Genomic DNA, 23,755 nt, shown 5'->3' with positions numbered 1-23,755 from the left:
CAAGAGCCGTTTCCAGAAGCAGTTTTCCGACGAGTACGAGGACGAGGACAGACGTGCCTACCGGCAAGGTCAAGTGGTTTAACAGCGAGAAGGGCTTCGGCTTTCTCTCCCGTGACGACGGCGGCGACGTCTTCGTCCATTCCTCGGTCCTCCCCGCCGGAGTCGAGACGCTCAAGCCGGGTCAGCGAGTGGAGTTCGGCGTCGTCGCCGGACAGCGCGGCGACCAGGCGCTGTCCCTGGCGATCCTGGACCCGACCCCGTCCGTCGCCGCCGCGACCCGCAAGAAGCCGGACGAGCTGGCCTCCATCGTCCAGGATCTGACGACACTGCTGGAGAACATCACGCCCATGCTGGAGCGGGGCCGCTACCCCGAGAAGACCGCGGGCAAGAAGATCGCCGGCCTGCTGCGCGCGGTCGCCGACCAGCTGGACGTCTGAGCCGCGGGGAAGACGTCTGAGCCTCAGGGAAAGCGCAGCGCGTCCGGGCCGAGGGGCGGTACGAGTCCCTCGGCAGCCGCGCGGGTCAGCAGCCCGCGTACGGCCGCGTAGCCGTCCTCGCCGAGGTCGGCGGTGAACTCGTTGACGTACAGCCCGATGTGCTGGTCGGCGACGGCCGGGTCCATCTCCTGGGCGTGTTCCATGACGTAGGGCCGGGACGTCTCGGGATCGTCCCAGGCGGCGCGCACGGACGTCCGGATGGAGTCGGCGAGCAGCCGCAGCTTCTGCTCGCCCAGCGAACGCTTGGCGATGATCGCGCCCAGCGGGATCGGCAGCCCGGTGGTGTTCTCCCAGTGCTCGCCCATGTCGGCGAGCTTGTGCAGCCCGTACTGGCCGTAGGTGAAGCGCGCCTCGTGGATCACGAGGCCCGCGTCGACCTTGCCGTCCCGCACCGCCGGCATGATCTCGTGGAACGGCATGACCACGATCTCGCCGACCCCGTCGGCCACGGTGTCCGCGGCCCACAGCCGGAACAGCAGATAGGCGGTCGACTTCTCACTGGGCACGGCGACGGTTCGGCCGGCCAGGTCGACATCGGCCTCCCGCGTCAGCACCAGCGGCCCGCAGCCCCGCCCCAGCGCGCCCCCGCAGGGCAGCAGGGCGTAGTCGTCGAGGACGTAGGGCAGCACGGCGTACGACACCTTCAGCACGTCGAACTCGCCCCGCTCGGCCATGCCGTTGGTGATGTCGATGTCGGCGAAGGTCACGTCGAGGGCAGGAGCGCCCGGGACCCGGTCGTGGGCCAGGGCGTCGAAGACGAACGTGTCGTTCGGGCAGGGCGAGTACGCGATCTGCAGCTGCTCAACTGTCATGCCGGTTCCAACCCTCCAGTACGGGCGCGAGCTTCCCGAACCCCTCCGTCAAGGCTGCCAGGGCGTCACCGATCCGCCACGCGGCGCGGTCACGGGGCCCGACGGGATTGGAGATCGCCCGGATCTCCAGCACGGGCACTCCATGCGCGGCGGCGGCCTCGGCGACGCCGAAACCCTCCATGGCCTCGGCGAGGGCGGTGGGGTGCCGTTCCCGCAGCGCGGCGGCCCGGGCGGCCGTCCCGGTCACGGTCGACACGGTGAGCACGGCCCCGGTCCTGGCCCCGGCGCTCTCGGCGACCCGCCGGACGAGATCCGCCGGCGGCTCGTGCCTGACGGTCCCGAACCCGAGCTCGGTCACCGGAAGGAACCCGTCCTCGGTCTCGGCCCCCAGATCCGCCGCGACGATCGCGTCGGCGACCACGAGCGACCCCACGGGCGCCTCGGGCTGGAACCCGCCCCCGATCCCGGCCGACACGACCAGGCCGTAGGGCGTGCCCCGCAGGGCGGCGGCGGTGAGCGCGGAGGCGGTGGAGGCGGCGGCGAGCGCGGGCCCCACTCCGACGGCGATCACGTCGAGCGAGTGCCCGTCACCGCCGTGGGCAGTCGTTCCGCTGGGGCGATGGGGGTCCCCCCTGCTCGAGCGGAGCCGAGAGCTCGGGGGAGGGTGGGCACGGCCGGCGGCGCCGAGCACCGTGTCATCGGGCCCCTGGGGCAACACCCCAAGGCCCGCAGCCACCGCGTCCCTCTCCACAGGAACAGCGGTGGCCACCAGAACGCCAAGCCCAGCGGCAGCGATCAGGCGTCCTTCTTGAGCTTGAAGTTCCAGAGCCCGGACGCGTCCTTGTCGCCCTCCTTGATGGACACCAGCGTCGAGTTGCCCTGCGCGCCGTACTGGGCGTTGAAGAACACGCTGCCCGGAATCGTGCGGTAGGTCTTCGTGCTGGAGTCGGTCAGCGGCTGACCGTTCATCAGGATCGTCCAGCCCTCGTCGGCGATCTCGGGGTCGACCCCGAAGCGCACCGTCTCGTCGGGGTCGACGGAGATGGTCTTGATGCCCTTGTTCTTCAGGCACCCGGCGAGATCGGACGGCTTCAGGGCGTCGCCCTCGCCGCCGCAGGTGGCCTCGGAGTTCACCGAGTCGCTGCCCACGGTGACCGTGGCCATCGGCGTCGGCTTGTCACAGGCCGACAGGACGAGCAGTCCGGCGGATACGACGCCGGCGACGGCGACGGCGCGGCGGCGTCGCACAACGGATTGCAACGTGTTCATGGGCGAAGGCTATCGGGCCCGTGCAGCGGACCGCCCACGCGGGGTACGGCTCCCCGGGAGATCCATCAGAAGGGCCCTACGCCGTCCCGCGCGGCCCTACGCCACCCGCGCCCGCCCCGGGCTCCCGCGCCGGGCCGAGTCGATCAGCCCCCGCACGGTCGTCAGCCACCCGACGCCGACGATCGCGGCACCCACCGCCAGCCCGGCCGTGCCGTTGAGCGGCATCGCGATGCCGATCGCGCCGCCCAGCACCCAGGACATCTGCAGCAGCGTCTCGGAGCGGGCGAAGGCCGACGTCCGGACGAGTTCGGGCACGTCCCGCTGGATCAGCGCGTCCAGGGAGAGCTTGGCCAGGGCCTGCGCGAACCCGGCGATGGCGGCCAGCGCGGCCACCATGACCGCGCTGAAGAACACCGCGGCCGTGATCGCCGCGCCCGCCACGCACGCCACGACCACGACGATGATGATCTCCGGCGCCCGGGAGCGCAGCCACGCCCCGACGGCCGTGCCGAGCGCGTTGCCCACGCCCGCCGAGACGGCCACTATCCCCAGGGACACCGCGGCGCTCTGGCCGGAGACCGGGTGCTCGCGCAGCAGGAACGCCAGGAAGAAGATCAGGAACCCGGTCAGGCAGCGGATGGCGGCGTTGGCGGCCAGGGCGTGGGTGACGGCCGGGCCGACCGTGCGCAGCCCGGGGCGCTTGACCGGCTGCCGGTGCGGCCCGTGCAGGTGCTGCTCGTCCGCCGCCAGCAGGGCGCGGTCCTCGCCCTTGGCGGAGTCGACCTTCGACGGCAGCGTGAACGACAGGATCGTCCCCGCCACGAAGAGCACGAAGGCGCCGAAGAGCGGCCAGCGCGGCCCGATCTGCTGGAGTCCGGCGCCGATGGGCGCGGCGATGCCGGTGGCGAGGAGGCCGCCGAGGGTGACGCGCGAGTTGGCCTTCACCAGGGAGAACCGCGGTGGCAGCAGCCGGGGCACGACGGCGCTTCTGACCACGCCGTACGCCTTCGACGAGACGAGGACGCCGAGCGCGGCCGGGTACAGCTCCAGGCCGCCGCTGACGACCGCGCCGGACAGGACGATCGCGAGCAGCGCCCGGGCCAGCATCGCGCCGGCCATCGCGGCGCGGCGGCCGTGCGGGATGCGGTCGAGGAGCGGGCCGATGACGGGTGCGAGGAGGGTGAAGGGCGCCATGGTGATGGCGAGGTACAGGGCGACGCGGCCCCGGGCCTCGTCGGTGGGCACGGAGAAGAAGACGGTGGAGGCCAGGGCGACGGTGATCATGACGTCGCCGGCGCCGTTCACGCCGTGCAGTTCGATCAGCTTGCCGAGGCCGGACTCGCCGGCGCCGTGCGCGTGGGTGGCCTTGCGGATGCCGCGGGCCGTGCCGGTCACGGGGAAGTGCAGGGCACGGCCGACCGCACGGAAGGAGCCGCCCAGACGGCCCGGTCCGCCCGGTCGGATACTTCCCTTGACCCCTTTCGACCCACCGGTCCCGGTGGCGCCCGGGGGTGTCTTCGCGGCTGCCACGACGTCATAGTGCCCCGATAAGGCCGTGGGTAGTGCCATTACCGCTTGTATAGGGCCTGTGGGGTGACTGTCCGGGGCTGCGGCTCGGGGGCCGGTGGGCGGTGCAACAGGACCGTCGGTGTACGCGACGTGGGGCGGAAGGGTAGCGTGCGTATCTCAGCCATCCCGCAAAATGGATGAAGGATGTCGACGCGGTCCCCCGGTCCGCTCCGTCCGCCCCCGCGCCGGGAGTGGCGCACTCGTGAGACGGCGTATGGAGAGAAGCGATACCTGTGAGCGCAGCGACAACGCGAAGCCGCACCCCTGACCGTCTGTGCGCCGAGGCCGTCGACCTCGCACGCGCCGCAGCCGAGGAGGCCGCCGCGCCGGGAATCGTCGGCGAGCACGCGGGGCTGGTCTCCGAGGGAGACCGCGTCGTCACGCACTTCTTCGAGTGCCGGGAGCTCGGGTACCGGGGCTGGCGCTGGGCCGTGACGGTGGCCCGGGCCTCCCGGGCGAAGATCGTCACGGTGGACGAGGCGGCGCTGCTGCCCGGACCGGACGCGGTGCTGGCGCCCGAGTGGGTGCCGTGGAGCGAGCGGCTCCGGCCCGGCGACATGGGGCCGGGCGATCTGCTGCCCACCGACGCCGAGGACCTGCGGCTGGAGCCGGGCTACTCGGGCGAGGACGAGCCGGCGCCGAAGTCCCCCGTGTCGCACGAGATGGCCGACCTGGTGGAGGCGGAGGACGCGGACCTCACCGCGGACTCCCCGGCCGGCTACCCGGTCCCGCCCTTGCGCGGTTCGATCCCGGCGGTCGCCGAGGAACTGGGCATGCGCCGGGCCCGCGTCCTGTCCCGCTACGGCCTGCACAGCGCGGCCGACCGCTGGGAGGAGGCGTTCGGCCCCAAGACCCCCATGGCCCAGTCCGCCCCCGCTGCCTGCGTCAGCTGCGGCTTCCTCGTCCCCATCGGCGGCTCCCTCGGCCAGGCCTTCGGCGCCTGCGCCAACGAGTTCTCCCCGGCCGACGGCCGCCTGGTCTCCCTCGCCTACGGCTGCGGCGGCCACTCCGAGGCCGCGGTCATGCCCCGCCCGCCCCAGCCGCCCGCCCCGGTCATCGACGAGACCAGGGTCGACCCGTTCCCGCTGCGCCCGGCCTCGGACTCGGGCTCGGTGACACCGACGGCGGACGCGGACACGGAGGAACTGGGGCACTCGTAGCGGCCGGCCGCGCCCCCGTCCTTCACGTCACCGCCCGTCCGGCCGCCCGCGCCGGGCGGGCGCACGCCGTCCGCTCCCCAAGCGGTACCTTCTCCTCACGTCCACGAGGAGAAGGAACGGAACGTGAGCAGCAAGTTCGTGCGGCCCGCCGCCGAGGGGGCCGATCCGTTCGGTACCGCCCGTCTGCGGCGCGGTGTCCTCGACGCCTGGGCCACCAGCCCCGCCCGGTTCCGTGAGGACGCCAACGCCGAGGAGGATCTGGTCCTCGGCGGCTACCGGGACCGGCTCGTCGTGGAACTCGCCCAGAACGCGGCCGACGCCGCCGCCCGGGCCGGAGTGCCGGGGCGGCTGCGGCTCACCCTGCGCGACGACGTGCTCGTCGCCGCCAACACCGGCGCCCCGCTGGACGCGGCCGGGGTCGAGTCGCTGTCCACACTGCGGGCGTCGGCCAAGCGGGACTCGGGCGACACGTCCTCGGTGGGGCGGTTCGGCGTCGGGTTCGCCGCCGTGCTCTCCGTCACCGACGAGCCCGCCGTAGTCGGCCGGTACGGCGGTGTGCGGTGGTCGCTGGCCGAGGCCAGGGCACTGGCCGCCGAGACCGCCCGGCACAGCCCCGGCCTCGGGGACGAGGTCCGGCGGCGGGACGGGCACGTACCCCTGCTGCGGCTGCCGTACGCCGCCGAGGGCACCGCACCCGCCCCCTACGACACCGCGGTCATCCTGCCTCTGCGGGACACCCCGGCCGCCGATCTCGCCGAGCGTCTCCTGCGGGCCGTCGACGACGCCCTGCTGCTCACCCTCCCCGGACTCGAAGAGCTGGTCGTCGAGATCAACGGGGAGAGCCCGCGCACCCTCACCCGCCGTACCGACGGGCCCTTCACCGTCGTCGACGACTCCGCCCACGGCATCACCCACTGGCGCACCGCCGCCGCCCACGGCCCCCTCACCCCCGACCTCCTCGCCGACCGGCCCGTCGAGGAGCGGCTGCGGCCCCACTGGTCCGTCACCTGGGCCGTGCCCGTGGACAGCGACGGCAGCCCGGCCCGGCCCCGCACCGACGCGGTCGTGCACGCCCCCACCCCCAGCGACGAGCCGCTCGGCGTCCCGGCCCTGCTCATCGCCTCGTTCCCGCTGGACTCCACCCGCCGGCACGCCGCCCCCGGCCCGCTGACCGACTTCCTCGTCGAGCGCGCGGCCGACGCCTACGCCGAACTCCTCGGCGGCTGGCGGCCGGTGACGTCCGGGATCATCGACCTCGTGCCCGGCCCGCTCGGCAAGGGCGAGCTGGACGGCGCCCTGCGCCAGGCGATCCTCCAGCGGCTGCCGCGGACCTCCTTCCTGCCGCCCGCGCTCCCGCCCCGCGAGGACGACGAGCTGCCGGAATCGCTGCGGCCCCGCGACGCCGAGGTCGTCGAGGGCGCGGGTGCGGACACCGTGCGGGTGCTCGCCGAGGTGCTGCCCACGCTGCTGCCCGCCGGTCTCGAGCGCCGCGCCGAGCTGCGGACCCTGGGCGTCGCCCGCGTCCCGCTGACCGACGCGATCGACCGGCTGGCCGGTCTGGAGAAGGAACCCGGCTGGTGGCGGCGGCTCTACGACAGCCTGGCCGGGATCGACCCGGACCGCTTGTCGGGCCTTCCCGTCCCGCTCGCCGGGGGCACCTCCCAGGCTTTCGGCACTGGGGGAGGCCGGACGACCATCGGGCCCCGGCAGGTCCTGCTGCCGGGCGCCGAGACCGCGCGGATCGACCCCGAGGTGCTGGCCCGGCTCGGTCTGAAGGTCGCCCACCCCGACGCCGCCCACCCGATCCTGGAGAAGCTCGGCGCCCTGCCCGCGACGCCCCGGGCGATCCTCACCACCCCGCAGGTGCGGGTCGCCGTCGCCGCGTCCCTGGACGACGAGGGCGGCGTGAACTGGGAAGAGGACTCCCTCGACGCCGAGGAACTGGCCGACACCGTGCTCGCGCTGGTGCGGGACGCCGGTCTCGAGCCCGGTGACGAGCCCTGGCTCGGCGCGCTCGCCCTGCCCGACGAGGACGGCGAACCGGCCCCGGCGTGCGAACTCGTCTTCCCCGGCGGGCCCTTCGCCCAGGTCATGCGCGAGGGCGAACTCGCCTTTGTGGACGCCGAACTGGCCGGCAAGTGGGGCGAGCAGCCGCTCGCCGCCTGCGGTGTCCTGGTGGACTTCTCGATCGTCCGCGCCACCGACGTCGTCCTCGACCCGGACGAACTGGAGCCCCGCGAGGGCGACTTCGCCGAGCCCGACGACGCGGGCCTGCTGGACGCCGTCGACGTGTGGTGCGAGGACGTCCTCGACCGCTTCCCGGACAGCCCGGTGCCGCCGGTCGCCACCGAGATCGTCGCCGTACGGGACCTGGACCTCGTGGACGAGGACAAGTGGGCGCAGGCGCTGGCGCTGCTGTCCCGGCCGCCGCTCAGGGACGCGATCGTGCAGCCGGTGCGGATCCTGCTGCCGGACGGGACGCACGAGGTCGTCCGGCCGTACACCGCCTGGTGGCTGCGCGGGAACCCGGTGCTCGACGGCCGCCGCCCGGCCGGCCTCAGGGCCGCCGGCGGCGACCCGCTGCTGCGCGGGCTGTACGACGAGGCCGACGCGACCGGGTTCGAGGACGAGCAGGTGCTGCGGGCGCTGGGGGTGCGGACGTCCGTCGCCGCGCTGCTGGACGAGCCCGGCGGCGCCGCCGAGCTGCTCGACCGTCTCGCCGACCCCGAGCGGGAGGTGACGGGCGCTCAACTGCACGCCCTGTACGGGGCGCTGGCCGAGCTGGACCCCGAGCAGGTGACCCTGCCGGACGACCTGCGGGCCGTCGTCGACGGCCGGGTGGAGGTCGTGGACGCGACCGACGCCGTGGTGTGCGACTCGCCCGACCTGCTGCCGTTCACCGAGGGCGTGCCGCTGCTTCCCGTACGCCCGTCACACGCCGCCGAGCTGGCCGAGCTGTTCCAGGTGCGGCGGCTCAGCGAGTCCGTCACCGGGCAGGTCACCTCCGAGGGCACCGAGCACGACGTACCGGAGCCGGTGCGGGTGCTGCTCGGAAGGCAGACCCCGTCCTCCTACGTCGAGCACGAGGAACTCGTCGTCGACGGCGTGGAGATCGACTGGCGGCTCACCGACGACGGCGTCCTGCACGCCGCGACCCTGGAGGGCGTCGCCGCGGGGCTCGCGTGGGCGGCGGGGCAGTGGCCCCGGCGGTTCGAGGTGGCGGCCCTGCTGGAGGACCCGTCCCGCACGGACGAACTGGCGCGGGACCGGTGGTTCGACTGAGCCGGTCGTGAGGTACGGCTGGTGCGGCGTACAGCAGTTGGTGAAAATCCCCGCACAAATTTTTCACCGGTCGTACAACCATGCGCACCACTGGGCTATCTGATCACTTGAGTCAACAGACTCCACGATCACTTGGGCCCCGAGAGCCGACGACGAGCGCCGGGGCCCCTCTCCACCTGGAGAACGTATGCGTATCCGAGCCACCGTGGCCGCCGTCACCGGCGCCCTGGCCCTTTCCGCCCTTGCCGTGCCGGCCGCGCAGGCGGACAACCACACGCCGAACCTGGCGTCGCTGGTCCCGTCCACCTCGAAGGCCACGCCGTTCACCGCCGCCGCTCCGGCGGACGAGGTCCTGGGCGACACCAAGATCACGGGTGTGACCGTCAACAGCGGCAAGAACATCGTGGTCGGCACGACCGTCAAGAAGTCCTTCACCGTCTCCGTGACGGCCACCGACCCGGAGGGCATCCAGGACGCCTTCGCGATGCTGTGGCACGGCCCGGACACCGAGAGCGCCGACGGCGCGATCGTGCCGGAGAGCCTGGACAGCGAGCAGGTCGGCACCTGCACCAACTCCAGCGCGACCACCGCCACCTGCAAGGTCACGCTGATCGCCGACCCGAACGAGAACATCTACAGCAACATCCTGGCCGGCACCTGGAAGGTGTGGGCCGCCGCTGCCGGTAACGACGGCGACTACGTGATCCGCGAGGCCTACAAGACGGCCAAGGTCCAGCGGGCCTCCAAGCTGACGGTCAACGCCTCGCCGGAGCCCGTGAAGAAGGGCAAGACCATCACGGTCACCGGCAAGCTGTCCCGCGCCAACTGGGAGGACAACAAGTACCACGGTTACACCAACCAGTCGGTGAAGCTGCAGTTCCGCAAGAAGGGCAGCGACACCTACACCACCGTCAAGACCATCAAGTCCAACAGCACGGGCGACCTGAAGACCACCGTCACCGCCTCGGCGGACGGCTACTTCCGCTACTCCTTCGCGGGCACCACGACCACCCCGGCGGTCAACGCCACGGGTGACTTCGTCGACGTGCAGTAACACCGCCCCAGCGACGGCGATAACACCGCCCCAGCGACGACACCGCCGGTCCCGGAGCCATGCCGGGGCCGGCGAGGCCGTCTCAGTACGGCAACCTGAAGGCCACCGCCACCGCCCAGTACGACGGCTGCTGGCGCTTCAGCTTCGCCGGCACGACGACCACCCCGGCCGTCAACGCCACGGGCGACTACGTCGACGTGAAGCAGCGGCGCCCCCGTAAGGGGCGCGGGGAACTGCGCGAACGGCCACACACGGCTCGCGGACGGAACTCGGCGGAAGTCCGGACCGCCGGAGCCGAGCGCTAAGCGGGAAAGCGGCGGTCCACCCACCTCCACAGGAGTTCCAGGGCGGTCGCCGCCACCGCCGCGATGCCGACCGCGATCCACGGCATTGTCATCCCGACCAGCTTCAGCGCGAAGAAGTGCTGCAGCCACGGCACGACCAGCACCAGCAGGAACGCCCCGGCCATGGACGCGACGAGCGCGACACGCCACCACGTGTAGGGCCGGGCGATGATCGCCAGTACCCACATCGAGACGACGAACAGCGTCAGCGTCGCCGCACTCGTCTCCGCGTCCAGCGCCCCCGCCCCCGTGTAGTGCTCCCGGGCGATCAGATACGTCGCGAAGGTCGCCAGCGCCGCCACGACCCCGCCCGGGATCGCGTACCGCATGACCCGCCGCACGAAGTTCGGCTTCGCACGCTCCTTGTTGGGCGCGAGCGCCAGGAAGAACGCCGGGATGCCGATGGTCAGCGTCGACAGCAGGGTCAGGTGGCGCGGCAGGAACGGGTACTCCACCTGCGAGCACACCACCAGGGCGGCCAGCAGCACCGAGTAGACCGTCTTGACGAGGAACAGCGTCGCCACCCGCGTGATGTTGCCGATCACCCGGCGCCCCTCGGCGACCACCGACGGCAGCGTCGCGAAGCTGTTGTTCAGCAGCACGATCTGCGCGACCGCCCGGGTCGCCTCCGAGCCGGAGCCCATCGCCACACCGATGTCGGCGTCCTTCAGGGCGAGTACGTCGTTCACCCCGTCGCCCGTCATCGCGACCGTGTGCCCGCGGGACTGCAACGCGCCCACCATGTTCCGCTTCTGCTGCGGGGTGACCCGTCCGAACACCGTTCCGCCGTCGAGGGCCTCGGCCATCCCGTCCTGCTCGGCGGGCAGCCGCCGCGCGTCCAGGGTGCTGCCCGACAGGCCGAGCTTGGCGGCGACCGCGCCGACCGACACCGCGTTGTCGCCGGAGATGACCTTGGCCCGGACGTTCTGGTCGGCGAAGTAGCGCAGGGTGTCGGCGGCGTCCGGACGCAGCCGCTGCTCCAGCACGACGAGGGCGACGGGTCTGGCCTCCCTCGCCACCTCGGGATCGTCCAGGTCCCGCGCCACCCGGGCGAGCAGCAGCACCCTGAGGCCCTGCTCGTTCAGCCGCCCGGTCTCGGCCAGGGCCGGATCGTTCTCCGCCAGCAGCACGTCGGGTGCGCCCAGCAGCCATCGGCTCGACTGCCCGTCGCCCTCGCTGAACGCGGCGCCGCTGTACTTGCGGGCCGAGGAGAACGGCAGGGCCTCGGTGCAGCGCCAGTCCTCGACCGCCGGGTAGGTGTCGATGATCGCCTGCAGGGAGGCGTTCGGCCGCGGGTCCGACGCGCCGAGCGCGCCGAGCACCCTGCGTACGTACGTCTCGTCGGCGCCCTGGAGCGGCCGCAGCTCGGTGACGTCCATGCCGCCCTCGGTGAGGGTGCCGGTCTTGTCGAGGCAGACCGTGTCGACCCGGGCCAGCCCCTCGATCGCGGGCAGCTCCTGCACCAGGCACTGCTTGCGGCCGAGCCGGATCACCCCGATGGCGAAGGCGACCGAGGTGAGCAGGACGAGGCCCTCGGGGACCATCGGGACGATGCCGCCGACCGTGCGGGCGACGGAGTCGTCGAAGCCGGTCTCCTTCACGACCAGCTGGCTGATGACCAGGCCGATCGCGGTCGGGACCATCATCCAGGTGACGTACTTGAGGATCGTGGAGATGCCCGACCGCAGCTCGGACTGGACGAGGGTGAAGCGCGAGGCCTCCTCGGCGAGCTGGGCGGCGTAGGCCTCACGTCCGACCTTCGTCGCCTGGAAGGCACCGCCGCCCGCCACCACGAAGCTGCCCGACATGACCTGGTCGCCGGGCTGTTTCACGACCGGGTCCGCCTCGCCCGTGAGCAGCGACTCGTCGATCTCCAGCCCGTCCGCCTCGACACAGACCCCGTCGACGACGACCTTGTCCCCGGGGCCGATCTCGATCAGGTCGTCCAGCACGATCTCTGACGTGCTGACCTGCCCGGCCGCCCCGTCACGGCGCACGGTCGGCCTGACCTCGCCGATCAGCGCGAGCGAGTCCAGTGTCTTCTTCGCCCGCCACTCCTGGACGATCCCGATGCCGGTGTTCGCGAGGATCACGAACCCGAACAGGCTGTCCTGGATCGGCGCGACCACCAGCATGATCAGCCACAGCACGCCGATGATCGCGTTGAAGCGGGTGAAGACGTTGGCCCGGACGATGTCGACGGTGGAGCGGCTGCTGCGCACCGGCACGTCGTTGACCTGCCCGCGCTCCACCCGTTCGGCGACCTGAGCACCGGTCAGGCCGGTCTCGCGGGAGGTGACCGTCGCCGGCCGTGCGGAGTCGGGCCGGGCACCCGCGTCGAGATGCGTCATGCATTCGACGGTACGTGCGGATTTGCCGCTTCACCCGCTGAATGTGGTGAAGATCCGACCTGGGAAGGACGGACTTCGGACCGTGGTCGTAGGGCAGTTGTACGCCGTCGGACCACGGTGCCAGGGCCCGCCGTCAGCCCGCCCGGCGGGCCGTGAGGAGCAGGTACTCCCACTCCAGGACGGTCGCGCCCGGGCCCGTTCCCAGATCCCCGTCGCGGGCGAGGTCCACCAGGGCGCCGTCCAGGGCGGCGGCGCGTTCGGGCTCACCGGCGAGGTTCTTGTAGACGCTGATGGTCGGGCCGTAACGCTCCTTGAAGTAGTCGCGGAACATCTCGGGCGTCTCGAAACGGTCGACCCTCACCGTGCGACGCTCGGCGCTGACGTCCGTGACCCGGTCGCCGAGGAGGGCGCGCACATGGTCCTCGTCCCCCCACAGCGGGGGCGGCTGGGCTCCGGGCGGGGGCGGTGGCGCGTACGGCTTCATCACGGCGAACATCCGGCCGATGAAGCCCTGGGGCGTCCAGCTCAGCAGCCCGATGGTGCCGCCCGGACGGCAGACCCGGACGAGTTCGTCGGCGGCCCGCTGGTGGTGCGGGGCGAACATGACGCCGACGCAGGACAGCACGGTGTCGAACTCCGCGTCGCCGAACGGCAGTGCCTCGGCGTCGGCCTCCTGCCAGGTGAGGTGCGCGCCCTGCTTCTCGGCCGCCCGGCGACCGGCTTCGAAGAGCTCCGGGGTCAGGTCGGAGGCCACCACGTCCGCGCCGGCCAGGGCCGCCGGGATCGCGGCGTTGCCGGAGCCGGCGCCCACGTCCAGCACCCGCAGGCCGGGGCGCACTCCGCACGCCTCGACCAGGATCGCTCCCAGCTCGGGGATGACCTCGGCGGCCAGGGACGGGTAGTCGCCCTGGGCCCACATCGCCCGGTGCTTGGACTTCAGGGCACGGTCGGCCTCGACCGTACTGTTCTGCGTCGTCATCGCTGTGCTCCTCACCGGTCGGGCGGCGGTTTCGCGCCGACGGTTTTCGAGCGTTTCGCCGCCTCATACGAGCGTAGGGAGGGGGCGGGGGCGTGTCTCGGCGGAGAGTGGACAGGCCCTAGTCGACCGAGGGCGTCGCCGTGCGGTCTTCGGCTGCCGCCCGCTTGATCGCGGCGTCGCGCTTGCGGACGTACCAGATGCCGATCAGGCCGAGCCCGCCACCGGCCAGGCAGGTCCACACCCACCAGGTGTGACCGTGATCGTCGAACCAGCCGTAGAAGGGGAGCTGGACCAAGAAGAGGACGAACCACAGGATGGTGCCGCCGGTGATGGTGGCGACCACGGGGCCCTCCAGGGGCTCCGGCGCCTCGTGTCGGGGGGTCCATTTCGCCATGGGGACAGCTTACGAGGCGATCAGGTCTACGCGCGGAGATGGCCGAACGAGGCCTTATATGTTCATACTGAAACGGTTTGTGTCTGACCACTTCTCTTCGTAGGAAACACCAACACATGTCCTCCTCGGCTCCCGCCAAGGCCCCCGCCCCTGATCAGCCGGAAGCCGGGCGCACGTACGGCGCACTCGACCGCTTCTTCCGCATCTCCGAGCGGGGCAGCACCCTGCCCCGCGAGGTCCGCGGCGGTCTCGCCACCTTCTTCGCGATGGCCTACATCATCGTGCTGAACCCGATCATCCTCGGCAGCGCCAAGGACATGTACGGTCACCAGCTCGACAACGGGCAGCTGGTCACCGCGACGGCCCTCACCGCAGCGCTCACCACCCTCCTCATGGGCGTCATCGGCAACGTCCCGATCGCGCTGGCCGCCGGCCTCGGCGTGAACTCCGTCGTCGCCCTCCAGCTCGCCCCGCGCATGTCCTGGCCGGACGCGATGGGCATGGTGGTCCTCGCCGGGTTCGTGGTCATGCTGCTGGTCGCCACGGGGCTGCGCGAGCGCGTCATGAACGCCGTGCCCTACGGGCTGCGCAAGGCCATCTCCATCGGTATCGGCCTGTTCATCATGCTGATCGGGCTCGTCGACGCGGGTTTCGTCTCACGGATCCCGGACGCCGCCCGGACCACCGTCCCGCTCCAGCTCGGCGGCGACGGTCACCTGAACGGCTGGCCGGTCCTCGTCTTCGTCCTGGGCGTCCTGCTGACCCTCGCGCTCATCGTGCGCAAGGTCTCCGGCGCGATCCTGATCTCGATCGTCGCCATGACGGTCCTCGCGGTCGTGATCAACGCGGTGGCCAAGGTGCCGAGCTGGGGCCTGACCACGCCCAAGTGGCCCGGCAACCCGGTGGCCAGCCCCGACTTCGGGCTGATCGGGCAGGTCAGCCTGTTCGGCGGCTTCGACAAGGTCGGTCTGCTCACCGGTGTGCTCTTCGTCTTCACCGTGCTGCTGTCGTGCTTCTTCGACGCGATGGGCACGATCATGGGCGTCTCCGACGAGGCGAAGCTGACCGACGGCGAGGGGCAGATGCCCGGCATCAACCGGGTGCTGCTCGTCGACGGCCTCGCGGTCGCCGCCGGCGGCGCCAGCTCCTCCTCCGCGACGACAGCGTTCGTCGAGTCCACGGCAGGTGTCGGCGAGGGGGCCCGGACCGGTCTCGCGAACGTCGTCACCGGCGGTCTCTTCGCCGTCGCCCTCTTCCTGACGCCGGTCGCCACGATGGTCCCGTCCCAGGCGGCCACGCCCGCCCTGGTCGCGGTCGGTTTCCTGATCCTGGCCGGATCGGTGAAGGAGATCGACTGGGCGGACTACACGATCGCCGTCCCGGCCTTCGTGACGATGCTGATGATGCCGTTCACCTACTCGATCACCAACGGCATCGGCATGGGCTTCATCACCTTCGTGGTGCTGCGGCTGGCGGCCGGGCGGGGCCGGGAGGTGCCGTCGGCGATGTACGCGGTGGCGGCGGTGTTCGCGTTCTACTACCTGATGCCGGCGCTGGGTCTGACCTGATCCGGATCCTCGTCGCCGGAGTCGGGTGACCCGTAGAACCTCTCCGTCTCCTCGACGGCGGCCTGGAAACGCTGGTCGAAGTCATCTCGAATGAGCGTCCGGACGACATAGTCCTGGACGCTCGTTCCCCTTTTCGCGGCATGGTGCCTGAGCCGTTCGAGCAGTTCGTGGTCTATTCGCAGGCTGAGCACACTGGTCCCCATGGGCATGAGGGTCGCGGCAGCGTTCGGTGCGGCGGGGCGCGTTCCGCCGCCGTGTCACCCATATGAGTGATGTCACGGTTCAGTGGCGGGCGTCACGGCCGTTCCTGCACGGCCCCGCTGGTCTTTAGCGAGAGTAATGAGTTACGCTAAAGAACATGCCGGACCTCAGCCATGGCGACGACGTAGCCGCCGTGAACTCCCTCCGATCCGCAGTGATGCGGCTGTCCCGTCGGCTCAAGCACCAGCGGGTCGACGAATCGCTCAGCCCCACCGAGATGTCGGTGCTGGGCACCCTCTCGCTGTGCGGCAGGGCCACACCGGGTGAGCTCGCCCGCAAGGAGCACGTGCAGCCGCCGTCCATGACCCGCATCGTGGCACTGCTGGAGGCCAAGGGGCTGGTCCGGCTGGAGCCGCACCCCGAGGACCGGCGCCAGAAGGTCGTCACACGCACCGAGCAGGCCGAGGCCATGCTCGAGGAGAGCCGCGCCAAGCGGAACGCGTTCCTGGCCACGCTGGTGGAGAACCTCGACGAGGACGAGTGGGCGAAACTGCGCGCCGCCGCCCCCGTGCTGGAGAAGCTCGCGCATCTGTAAGCAGGACGTCGCAAGGAGGCGAATTCTTTGAGTTCGGGAACCGGAGCAGCTTCCGCCCCCGCACCTGATCCCCACGACTGCCCGCCCACCTCCGACGCACCCGCCGCCCGGCCCGCCCGCAAGTCCTCGATGTTCTCCTCCCTGAAGGTCAGGAACTACCGCCTGTTCTTCCTGGGGCAGGTCGTCTCCAACATCGGCACGTGGATGCAGCGCATCGCCCAGGACTGGCTGGTGCTCAGCCTCACCGGCTCCTCCGCCGCCGTCGGCATCACCACCGCCCTGCAGTTCCTGCCGATGCTCCTCTTCGGCCTCTACGGCGGTGTCCTCGTCGACCGGCTGCGCAAGCGGCCCACGCTGCTCGTGACGCAGTCCTCGATGGCGCTCACGGCCATCGCCCTGGCCGTCCTCACGCTCACCGGCCACGTCCAGGTGTGGCACGTGTACGTCGCCGCCTTCGCGGTCGGACTGGCCACCGTCGTGGACAACCCGGCCCGGCAGTCCTTCGTCTCCGAACTGGTCGGCCCGGGGCAGCTGCAGAACGCGGTCAGCCTGAACTCGGCGAACTTCCAGTCGGCCCGCCTGGTCGGCCCCGCCGTCGCCGGCATACTCATCACCGGCGTCGGCACCGGCTACGCCTTCCTCTTCAACGGCCTGTCCTTCATCGCGCCGCTCACCGGCCTGCTGCTGATGCGCGCCCGTGAGCTGCACGTCGTGGAGCGGGCCCCGCGCGGCAAGGGACAGCTGCGGGAGGGCGTGCGGTACGTCACCGGCCGTCCGGAGCTGATCTGGCCGATCGTCCTGGTCGGCTTCGTCGGCACGTTCGCCTTCAACTTCCCCGTCTACCTCTCGGCCTTCGCGGACGACGTGTTCCACGCGGGTGCGGGCGCGTACAGCATGTTCAACACGCTGATGGCGGTCGGCTCGGTCGTGGGCGCGCTGCTCGCGGCCCGGCGGGGGACGGCCCGGCTGCGGCTGCTGATCGTGGCGGCCATGGCCTTCGGCGCGCTGGAGATCCTGGCCGCGACGACCCCCGCGCTGTGGATGTTCGCCCTGCTCATGATTCCGCTGGGTCTGTTCGGCATGACGGTCAACGTCACGACGAACACCAGCATCCAGATGTCCACGGACCCCGCCATGCGAGGCCGGGTCATGGCCCTCTACATGATGGTCTTCCTCGGCGGCTCGCCGGTCGGTGCCCCGATCGTCGGCTGGATCACCGACACGTACGGCGCGCGGGTCGGCCTGGCGGCCGGCGGCGCGGTGGCGGCACTCGCCGCGGCCGTCATCGGCGTGATCCTGGCCCGGGTCGGCAACCTGCGCCTGTCGGTGGGCTGGCACGGCGGCCACCCACGGGTGCGTTTCGTACCCCGGGAGCAGCAGGAGGAGCTGGCTCCGGCGGCGTAGGGCGGCGTGGAGCCGGCTCCGGCGGCGTAGGGCGGCGTCAGTCCCGGGGGAACTCGCCGGTTTCCAGGACGAGCCCGACCACGGTCCCGGTCAGGTCGATCTCGTCCCCGAAGTCCAGGCTCAGCTCGCCCCGGTACTCGCCGTCCTTGGGTTTGGTGTGCAGATGCCAGCGGCCGGTGTACGGATCCACGATCAGATACACCGGCACGCCGGCGGCGGCGTAGGCGTCCTTCTTCGGGCCGTAGTCGTTCGCCCCGGTCTTCCTGGAGATCACCTCGGCGACGAACTCGACGTCCTGGTAGCGCCACAGGCCCGTGGCGTTCTCCGTCGCGCCCTCCGCCATCACGGTGACGTCGGAGGCGAAGCCGTTGAGGTGGCCCGGGTAGTCGACACGGACGTCGGACTTCACGCGCTTGCGCGGGTACTTCGCGCGCAGTTGCTCGACGATGTTCGCGATGATGTCCCAGTGGGCGTCCTGCTGAGGCGCCATGAAGATGTGCCCTCCGACGATCTCGACCCTGTAGCCCTCGGGGACGGGCATCGTCTCCACCCACTCGAACATCATGTCGAGGGTGAGTTCGCCGTTGCTGTCGGCCATCTCGATCCTCTCTGCGAGGGCGGTCACCGTGGCGGTCCTCCCCGGCCGCACAGGCGGTGGAGCCGACCGCGCGGTACAACGAGACGCACGATGACCGGGACACGCCCGGGGCCGGAGACCGCCTACACCCTCCGCGCCAGCAACTGCCCCGGCCAGTCGTTCTCGCCGACCGTGAAGGCCTCGGTGCGGGTGAAGCCGTTGGACTCGTAGTAGCGGACGAGCTTGCCGTCGTCCCCGGCGTAGCAGTCGACGCGGAGGAGGGAGACGCCGGCCTTGCGGGTCCGCTCGGCGGCGTGGGTGAGCAGGGCGCTGCCGACGCCGTGGCCCTTGAAACGGCGGTCGGAGGCGAGCCAGTGGATGTAGCGCTCGGGTTCACCGGGCTGCGGGAGGTGGGACAGGTAGGCGCCCGCCGAGTCGGTGAGGGTGAGGGTACCGGCGGGGACGCCGTCGACGTCGGCCATGAACACGCTGCCCTCCGCCATGTACCCGCGGACCGATTCCACCGTCTTCGGGCTCTGCGACAGGGGCCGGGTGCCCCACTGCCCCGTGCGCCCCTGGGAGACCAGCCACTCCACACAGCCGTCGAGCATGCCGAGTATCGCGGGAATGTCCTCGGGCCCGCCGTCCCGGATGGTGATCCGCATGGCCCCATGGTGCCAGGCTGGGCCCATGAGACTCTTCGCGGCCGTGCTGCCCCCTGACGAAGTCTGTCGTGAACTCGGCGCCGTGGTCGACGAGTTGCGCGGGCTGCCCGGCGCCGACGGCATGCGCTGGACCGGCCGGCCCGGCTGGCACTTCACGCTCGCGTTCTACGGCGAGGTCGACGACGGTCTCGTCCCCGAGCTGTCGGAGCGGCTGGAGCGGGCCGCGCGCCGTACCGAGCCGTTCGCCCTGGCCGTACGGGGAGGCGGGCAGTTCGGACACGGGAAAGCGCTGTGGGCCGGCGCCGAGGGGGACCTGGCGACCCTCCGGCTGCTGGCGGAGCGGGCCGAGGCGGCGGCGCGCAAGGCGGGGGTGCCGATGGGGGAGCACCGGCGGTACAAGGCCCATCTGACCGTGGCGCGGAGCCGGGCCGCTGGGGATGTGCGGCCCTTCCTGGACGCCCTCGCGGGGTTCACGGGCCGGACCTGGACCGTGGACGAGCTGGCGCTGGTGCGGAGCAATCTGCCGACCTCGGGGGTGCCGGGGGAGCAGCCCCGGTACGAGGCGGTCGGGCGCTGGGCACTCGGGGGCGCCGGTTAGGCTCGGTCCCGTGGACCCGAAAACCCGCAACCGGATCATGGCCGGTGTGCTCGTGCTGATGTTTCTCGTCGTCGCCTTGGCTTCCGTGCTCGGGAGGTAGGGCGGCGGGGGGACCGCGGACGGCTTCCCCGGCTGCCCTTCGGGTGCGGGCCGGTGGAGGGCTGGTCGCGCAGTTCCCCGCGCCCCTTTGGGGTGGCCGGAGGGGCCTTCGGGTGCGGGCCGGTGGAGGGCGCTGGTCGCGCAGTTCCCCGGGCCCCTTTGGGGCGACCGGAGAGCTGCGGACATCGACACAGCCGCGCCCCCGGAAGAAGGGGTGCCGGCCCACCCGCGACTACCAGGCGAAGGCCTCCGGGGACGGCCCCGGGCCCGGGAAGATCTCGTCCAGGCCGGTCAGGAGCTCCTCGGACAGCTCCAGCTCCGAGGCGCGGACCGCGGAGGCGAGCTGCTCGGCGGTGCGCGGGCCGACGATCGGGCCGGTCACGCCGGGGCGGGTGAGTAGCCAGGCCAGGGCGGCCTCGCCGGGCTCGACGCCGTGCTTGTCGAGCAGGTCCTCGTAGGACTGGATCTGCGTCCGGGTTTCAGGGTCGTTGAGCGCATCGGCCGCTCGGCCGGAGGCGCGGCGCTTGCCCTCGACCTCCTTCTTGAGGACACCGCCCAGCAGACCGCCGTGCAGCGGCGACCAGGGGATGACGCCGAGTCCGTACTCCTGCGCGGCCGGAATGACCTCCATCTCCGCGCGCCGCTCGGCGAGGTTGTACAGGCACTGCTCACTGACCAGACCGATGGTCCCGCCCCGCCGGGCGGCGATCTCGTTGGCCTGGGCGATCTTGTAGCCGGGGAAGTTCGACGACCCGACGTAGAGGATCTTGCCCTGCTGGACCAGGACGTCGATCGCCTGCCAGATCTCCTCGAAGGGCGTGTCCCGGTCGATGTGGTGGAACTGGTAGACGTCGATGTAGTCGGTCTGGAGCCGCTTGAGGCTGGCGTCAACGGCCCGCCGGATGTTGACGGCGGAGAGCTTGTCGTGGTTGGGCCAGGCCGGGCCGTCGGCGCCCATGTTGCCGTACACCTTCGTGGCGAGGACGACCTTGTCGCGCCGTCCCTCGCCCTTGGCGAACCAGCTGCCGATGATGCTTTCGGTACGCCCCTTGTTCTCGCCCCAGCCGTACACATTGGCGGTGTCGAGGAAGTTGATGCCCGCGTCCAGCGCCGCGTCCATGATGGCGTGGCTGTCGACCTCGTCGGTCTGCGGGCCGAAGTTCATGGTGCCGAGGACGAGCCGGCTGACCTTGAGTCCCGTGCGTCCGAGCTGCGTGTACTCCATGGGGCCCAAGCCAACGTCTTGAAGTGCGCTCCAAGCAAGCACGGACGTGGCCGCCCGTGCGCCTCCCCGTTCGTGAGGGGCTACTTCTCGTACGGCCCGGCCAGGCCCCAGCCCTGGTGCATCGCCTCCGCGAAGGCCGCCGCGATCTTGTGCTCGCCGCTCGCGTTGGGATGGGTGCCGTCGTAGGTGTCGGTGGCGAAGTCGTACGAGGGCGGGGGTGAGGCCAGGAGGACGGGGGAGCCGGGCTCGTCGAGGTCGGCCGCCGTCTTGGCGAGGAGTTCGTTGAAGCGGGCGACCTCGCCGGCGAAGGCCGCGTCGGACCGGGCGCGCACGTTCGGGGTCACCGGCAGCCACACCATGCCCACCCGCCGGTTGGCCGTCCGTGCCTCGGCCGTGAAGGCCCGGACGTTCTCGGCGGTCTGCTCGGCGTTCGTGTAGAAGCCCAGGTCGATCAGGCCCAGGGAGACCAGGAGCACGTCGGCGCGGCACGATCGCACGGCCTCGCCGATCAGCGGCGCCATGTGCTGCCAGCCCTCGCCCCAGCCGGCCAGGTGGGCACGCGGGAAGTCCGGTTCGGCGTACCCGTACGACACCGGGGCCTCGGCGAGCTTGTCGTAGAGCGTCTCGCGGGGGCCGACGAGGGTGAAGGGATCGCCGTAGGAACGGCACAGGTGCTGCCACAGCCGGTAGCGCCATGTGTGTTCGCCCGTGCTTCCGATCGTCATGGAGTCACCGACGGGCATGAACCTGAGCATCCGCTCATGATGAACGATCTCGGCCGCCGACGGGGTGTGAACCGCTTCACATGCGAGTACGGGCGCGTGTGAGTGAGCGCTCGGGCTGCGGTGATTGCTGGTCTCCTGGGCGTGAACAAGAGTTCCTCTGCCGAATGTGTGACCTTTGCCCGTGGCGTTCGTCGAGTGCGCTGAGGGGCTGGGTCGGTGGGCGGGAGGCGGGGTGAGGGGAACCACGGACACGATCCGTGCGCGCCGGATGTGGAGCGAAAGCGGGGAACCAGGACACCCGACACCGTTCGGGGCGTCCGGCTGAGCATGAGGACTGGAAACAGGACTCACTCCCGTTCAGTTCTCAGGAACGGTGTGAGTCGGGACACGCCCCCCCGTACGGCCGTCGGGCAGCGATCCGTTACGCCGATGAACCGCGCTGCAGGATGGCAGGCTTGGGGCATGCGCAGACCGTTCGCCCTCCTCGCCGCGGCCCTCCTCACGGGCGCCCTCGCCGTGCCCGCCTCCGCCGCCGACGGCGACGAGAAGTTCACGATCAAGGACCCGCGCATCACCGAGTCCAGCGGCCTGGCGGCCTCGCGGCAGCACCCCGGCATCTACTGGACGCACAACGACAGCGACGACGGGGCGTACCTCTACGCCGTCGACAGCGCGACGGGCGAGACGGTCGCCACGATCACCCTGTCCGGCGTGGGCAGCCCGCGCGACGTCGAGGCCGTCTCCATCGGGCCGGACGACCAGATCTACGTCGGCGACATCGGCGACAACCTCGGCGGCACCTGGCCGTACGTCTGGATCTACCGGCTGCCCGAGCCGAAGAAGCTGCGCGACGAGACGATCAAGGCGACGCAGTACGTCGTGAAGTACTCCGACGGCGCGCGGGACGCCGAGTCCCTCGTGGTGCATCCGAAGACCGGCCGCGTCTACCTCGTCGACAAGAACGAGAAGGGCGGGCACCTGTACGAGGGCCCGGCGCAGCTCTCCCCGTCCGGGACGAACGTCTTCCGTCCGATCGCCGCGGTCCCCGACCTGGAGGCCACCGACGCCACACTCTCCCCGGACGGCGAACACCTCGTCGTACGCAGCTACTTCGGCGCGATCGCCTACGACTGGAACGGCGGGAAGATCAAAAAGAGGGAACGGCTCGGCGTGCCGTTCCTGGGGCAGGGGGAGTCCGTCACCTACACCGCCGACGGCAGGAAGCTGATGTACGGCGCCGAGGGGGCGGACAGCCCGGTCGAACCGCAGGACGCCCCCGGGAGCGGCGGCTCCGACTCGTCTTCCGGAAGCGGGAGTTCGGCCGCGTCCGAGGGCGGGGGAGACGGACTGAGCGGCAACCTGAAGACGGGGGCGATCGTCGCGGGTGCGGTACTGGTGGCGGTGTTGGCCCTGCGGGGGCTGAGGCGTCGGCGCTAGGCCGTGACCGCGAAGTCCTCGTGGCACGCGGGACTTCGCGGACACGGCCCGGCTCCTCGGCGCTCGGTCACCGAGTGTTTCCGCGGGCCTCCACCAGCACGTCCAACCCGTCCAGGATCCGCTGCAGTCCGAACTCGAAGTGGTCGAAGTCCGGCCCGAAGGTGTCCTCCGAGAGGGACGCCATCACCGGGTAGCGGCCCGAGGCCATGGCCTTCTCCAGGGTCGGCACCTGCGCCTGCCAGAACTCGGCGTCCGTCAGGCCCGTCCGGCGTTCCGCCTCCAACTGGTACAGCTGCGTGCGCGCGGCCCCGACGACATACCCGTCGATCATGATGATCGCGGAGACCAGCTCGGGGTCGCTCAGTCCCATCGGGCGGATCAGGGCCAGCACCTTCTCCATGCCGTCGAGGGCGCTCGGGCCCAGGATCGGGCGGGACTGGTTGACCTGGAGCAGCCAGGGGTGGCGGCGGTAGAGGGCGAGGGTCTCGCGTGCCAGCGTCTCCAGGGCCGCGCGCCAGCCGGCGTCGCCCGGCCCGGTGGGGCTCTCGGTGGGGCGCTGCACCCGGTCCAGCATGAGGTCGAGCAGCTCGCCCTTGCCGGGCACGTACCGGTACAGCGACATGGTGCCGGTGCCGAGCTCGGCCGCGACGCGGCGCATGGAGAGGCCCTCCAGCCCCTCGGTGTCCGCGACCTGGACGGCCGCTTCCACGATCCGGTCCAGCGTCAGGGTCGGTTTGGGGCCCCGGCTGGGTCGGCGGCCGGTGTCCCACAGCAGTTCGAGCGTGCGGGCGATGTCGCCGCTGCCGCTGGTCTCCGTACCGCCCGTGCCACTCGTGCCGCTCGTCATGGAGCCCAGCTTAGGTCCCCGCGAAAAAACTGGGTACGGCGTACGCGTAATCGGGTACGGTGTACCCAGTTCGGTGCCGACGGGGCACGGGCGCTCGGGAGGG

The 23,755-nt window shown here is 71.4% G+C and carries 23 protein-coding genes; 10 read left to right on the top strand and 13 right to left on the bottom strand.

Annotated elements, in window-relative coordinates; all coding sequences use genetic code 11:
- Nucleotides 1-53 precede the first annotated feature (53 nt).
- On the top strand, nt 54-437 hold the full coding sequence (locus ACZ7EG_RS16410) for a cold-shock protein (RefSeq protein ID WP_003991106.1): 384 nt from the start codon (nt 54-56) through the stop codon (nt 435-437).
- Nucleotides 438-460: 23 nt separating this feature from the next.
- On the opposite strand, the gene ACZ7EG_RS16405 is transcribed toward ACZ7EG_RS16410, so the two are convergent.
- From ACZ7EG_RS16405 to ACZ7EG_RS16390, 4 genes are all read right to left on the bottom strand, one after another.
- A complete protein-coding gene (locus ACZ7EG_RS16405; protein ID WP_471078266.1) occupies nt 461-1,309 on the bottom strand; it encodes a 1,4-dihydroxy-6-naphthoate synthase in 849 nt (282 codons plus the stop codon).
- Entirely contained in the window at nt 1,299-2,105 is an 807-nt protein-coding gene (locus ACZ7EG_RS16400; RefSeq protein ID WP_471078819.1) for a futalosine hydrolase, read from the bottom strand. Before ACZ7EG_RS16400 ends, ACZ7EG_RS16405 begins: the two co-directional genes overlap by 11 nt.
- On the bottom strand, nt 2,105-2,578 hold the full coding sequence (locus ACZ7EG_RS16395; RefSeq protein ID WP_471078264.1) for a DUF2771 domain-containing protein: 474 nt from the start codon (nt 2,576-2,578) through the stop codon (nt 2,105-2,107). Before ACZ7EG_RS16395 ends, ACZ7EG_RS16400 begins: the two co-directional genes overlap by 1 nt.
- A gap of 96 nt (nt 2,579-2,674) precedes the next feature.
- On the bottom strand, nt 2,675-4,108 hold the full coding sequence (locus ACZ7EG_RS16390; RefSeq protein WP_471078261.1) for an MFS transporter: 1,434 nt from the start codon (nt 4,106-4,108) through the stop codon (nt 2,675-2,677).
- Nucleotides 4,109-4,380: 272 nt separating this feature from the next.
- Between ACZ7EG_RS16390 and ACZ7EG_RS16385 the strand changes: the two genes are divergently transcribed.
- The 4 genes from ACZ7EG_RS16385 to ACZ7EG_RS16370 all read left to right on the top strand — a co-directional run bounded on the left by ACZ7EG_RS16385 (nt 4,381) and on the right by ACZ7EG_RS16370 (nt 9,948).
- Nucleotides 4,381-5,307 carry a DUF3027 domain-containing protein gene (locus ACZ7EG_RS16385; protein ID WP_471078258.1) on the top strand — a complete coding sequence of 309 codons (927 nt, stop codon included), beginning with the start codon at nt 4,381-4,383 and terminating at the stop codon, nt 5,305-5,307.
- A 123-nt stretch (nt 5,308-5,430) separates the two neighbouring features.
- Complete coding sequence (locus ACZ7EG_RS16380; protein WP_471078255.1) at nt 5,431-8,589, top strand: sacsin N-terminal ATP-binding-like domain-containing protein; 3,159 nt, start codon at nt 5,431-5,433, stop codon at nt 8,587-8,589.
- A gap of 187 nt (nt 8,590-8,776) precedes the next feature.
- The gene (locus ACZ7EG_RS16375) at nt 8,777-9,643 is read left to right on the top strand and encodes a DUF5707 domain-containing protein (RefSeq protein WP_471078252.1); all 867 of its coding nucleotides are present in this window, start codon (nt 8,777-8,779) and stop codon (nt 9,641-9,643) included.
- A 59-nt stretch (nt 9,644-9,702) separates the two neighbouring features.
- Entirely contained in the window at nt 9,703-9,948 is a 246-nt protein-coding gene (locus ACZ7EG_RS16370) for a hypothetical protein (RefSeq protein WP_471078854.1), read from the top strand.
- On the opposite strand, the gene ACZ7EG_RS16365 is transcribed toward ACZ7EG_RS16370, so the two are convergent.
- The 3 genes from ACZ7EG_RS16365 to ACZ7EG_RS16355 all read right to left on the bottom strand — a co-directional run bounded on the left by ACZ7EG_RS16365 (nt 9,945) and on the right by ACZ7EG_RS16355 (nt 13,711).
- Complete coding sequence (locus tag ACZ7EG_RS16365; protein ID WP_471078249.1) at nt 9,945-12,338, bottom strand: HAD-IC family P-type ATPase; 2,394 nt, start codon at nt 12,336-12,338, stop codon at nt 9,945-9,947. The two genes, ACZ7EG_RS16370 and ACZ7EG_RS16365, sit on opposite strands and share 4 nt — an antisense overlap.
- Before the next feature lie 133 nt (nt 12,339-12,471).
- A complete protein-coding gene (locus tag ACZ7EG_RS16360; RefSeq protein ID WP_471078246.1) occupies nt 12,472-13,317 on the bottom strand; it encodes a class I SAM-dependent methyltransferase in 846 nt (281 codons plus the stop codon).
- A 118-nt stretch (nt 13,318-13,435) separates the two neighbouring features.
- Nucleotides 13,436-13,711, bottom strand: a complete 276-nt coding sequence (locus ACZ7EG_RS16355) for a DUF2530 domain-containing protein (protein ID WP_471078243.1) — start codon at nt 13,709-13,711, stop codon at nt 13,436-13,438.
- Nucleotides 13,712-13,827: 116 nt separating this feature from the next.
- Between ACZ7EG_RS16355 and ACZ7EG_RS16350 the strand changes: the two genes are divergently transcribed.
- Nucleotides 13,828-15,279 (top strand): NCS2 family permease, encoded by a 1,452-nt coding sequence (locus tag ACZ7EG_RS16350; protein WP_471078240.1) that lies wholly within the window; start codon nt 13,828-13,830, stop codon nt 15,277-15,279.
- Here the strand turns inward: ACZ7EG_RS16350 and ACZ7EG_RS16345 are convergent.
- On the bottom strand, nt 15,249-15,482 hold the full coding sequence (locus ACZ7EG_RS16345) for a ribbon-helix-helix protein, CopG family (RefSeq protein ID WP_471078237.1): 234 nt from the start codon (nt 15,480-15,482) through the stop codon (nt 15,249-15,251). The genes ACZ7EG_RS16350 and ACZ7EG_RS16345 overlap by 31 nt on opposite strands.
- A gap of 155 nt (nt 15,483-15,637) precedes the next feature.
- Here ACZ7EG_RS16345 and ACZ7EG_RS16340 point away from each other — a divergent pair, with 155 nt between their 5' ends.
- Nucleotides 15,638-16,075: a MarR family winged helix-turn-helix transcriptional regulator gene (locus ACZ7EG_RS16340; RefSeq protein ID WP_030849396.1), complete on the top strand. Its 438-nt coding sequence runs from the start codon at nt 15,638-15,640 to the stop codon at nt 16,073-16,075.
- Between the two features lie 27 nt (nt 16,076-16,102).
- Nucleotides 16,103-17,479, top strand: coding sequence for an MFS transporter (locus tag ACZ7EG_RS16335; RefSeq protein ID WP_471078234.1), 1,377 nt, complete (start codon nt 16,103-16,105; stop codon nt 17,477-17,479).
- Between the two features lie 37 nt (nt 17,480-17,516).
- Here ACZ7EG_RS16335 and ACZ7EG_RS16330 read toward each other — a convergent pair whose 3' ends face one another.
- Both ACZ7EG_RS16330 and ACZ7EG_RS16325 read right to left on the bottom strand, forming a co-directional pair.
- On the bottom strand, nt 17,517-18,104 hold the full coding sequence (locus tag ACZ7EG_RS16330; protein WP_471078231.1) for a Uma2 family endonuclease: 588 nt from the start codon (nt 18,102-18,104) through the stop codon (nt 17,517-17,519).
- A gap of 95 nt (nt 18,105-18,199) precedes the next feature.
- Complete coding sequence (locus ACZ7EG_RS16325) at nt 18,200-18,721, bottom strand: GNAT family N-acetyltransferase (protein WP_471078227.1); 522 nt, start codon at nt 18,719-18,721, stop codon at nt 18,200-18,202.
- Between the two features lie 25 nt (nt 18,722-18,746).
- Between ACZ7EG_RS16325 and thpR the strand changes: the two genes are divergently transcribed.
- On the top strand, nt 18,747-19,319 hold the full coding sequence (thpR, locus tag ACZ7EG_RS16320; RefSeq protein WP_471078224.1) for an RNA 2',3'-cyclic phosphodiesterase: 573 nt from the start codon (nt 18,747-18,749) through the stop codon (nt 19,317-19,319).
- Nucleotides 19,320-19,650: 331 nt separating this feature from the next.
- Here thpR and ACZ7EG_RS16315 read toward each other — a convergent pair whose 3' ends face one another.
- A complete protein-coding gene (locus ACZ7EG_RS16315) occupies nt 19,651-20,643 on the bottom strand; it encodes an aldo/keto reductase (protein WP_471078221.1) in 993 nt (330 codons plus the stop codon).
- A gap of 80 nt (nt 20,644-20,723) precedes the next feature.
- Nucleotides 20,724-21,398: an SGNH/GDSL hydrolase family protein gene (locus tag ACZ7EG_RS16310; protein WP_471078218.1), complete on the bottom strand. Its 675-nt coding sequence runs from the start codon at nt 21,396-21,398 to the stop codon at nt 20,724-20,726.
- A 432-nt stretch (nt 21,399-21,830) separates the two neighbouring features.
- On the opposite strand from ACZ7EG_RS16310, the gene ACZ7EG_RS16305 reads away from it, so the two are divergent.
- Nucleotides 21,831-22,805, top strand: coding sequence for a WD40 repeat domain-containing protein (locus ACZ7EG_RS16305; RefSeq protein ID WP_471078216.1), 975 nt, complete (start codon nt 21,831-21,833; stop codon nt 22,803-22,805).
- A 67-nt stretch (nt 22,806-22,872) separates the two neighbouring features.
- Here ACZ7EG_RS16305 and ACZ7EG_RS16300 read toward each other — a convergent pair whose 3' ends face one another.
- Nucleotides 22,873-23,652, bottom strand: a complete 780-nt coding sequence (locus ACZ7EG_RS16300; protein WP_471078213.1) for a TetR/AcrR family transcriptional regulator — start codon at nt 23,650-23,652, stop codon at nt 22,873-22,875.
- Between the last annotated feature and the right edge of the window lie 103 nt (nt 23,653-23,755).

Source organism: Streptomyces sp. NPDC037100 (assembly GCF_055606225.1).
Note: the sequence above shows the minus strand (reverse complement) of the source record. Positions and strands in the feature narration are given on the sequence as shown.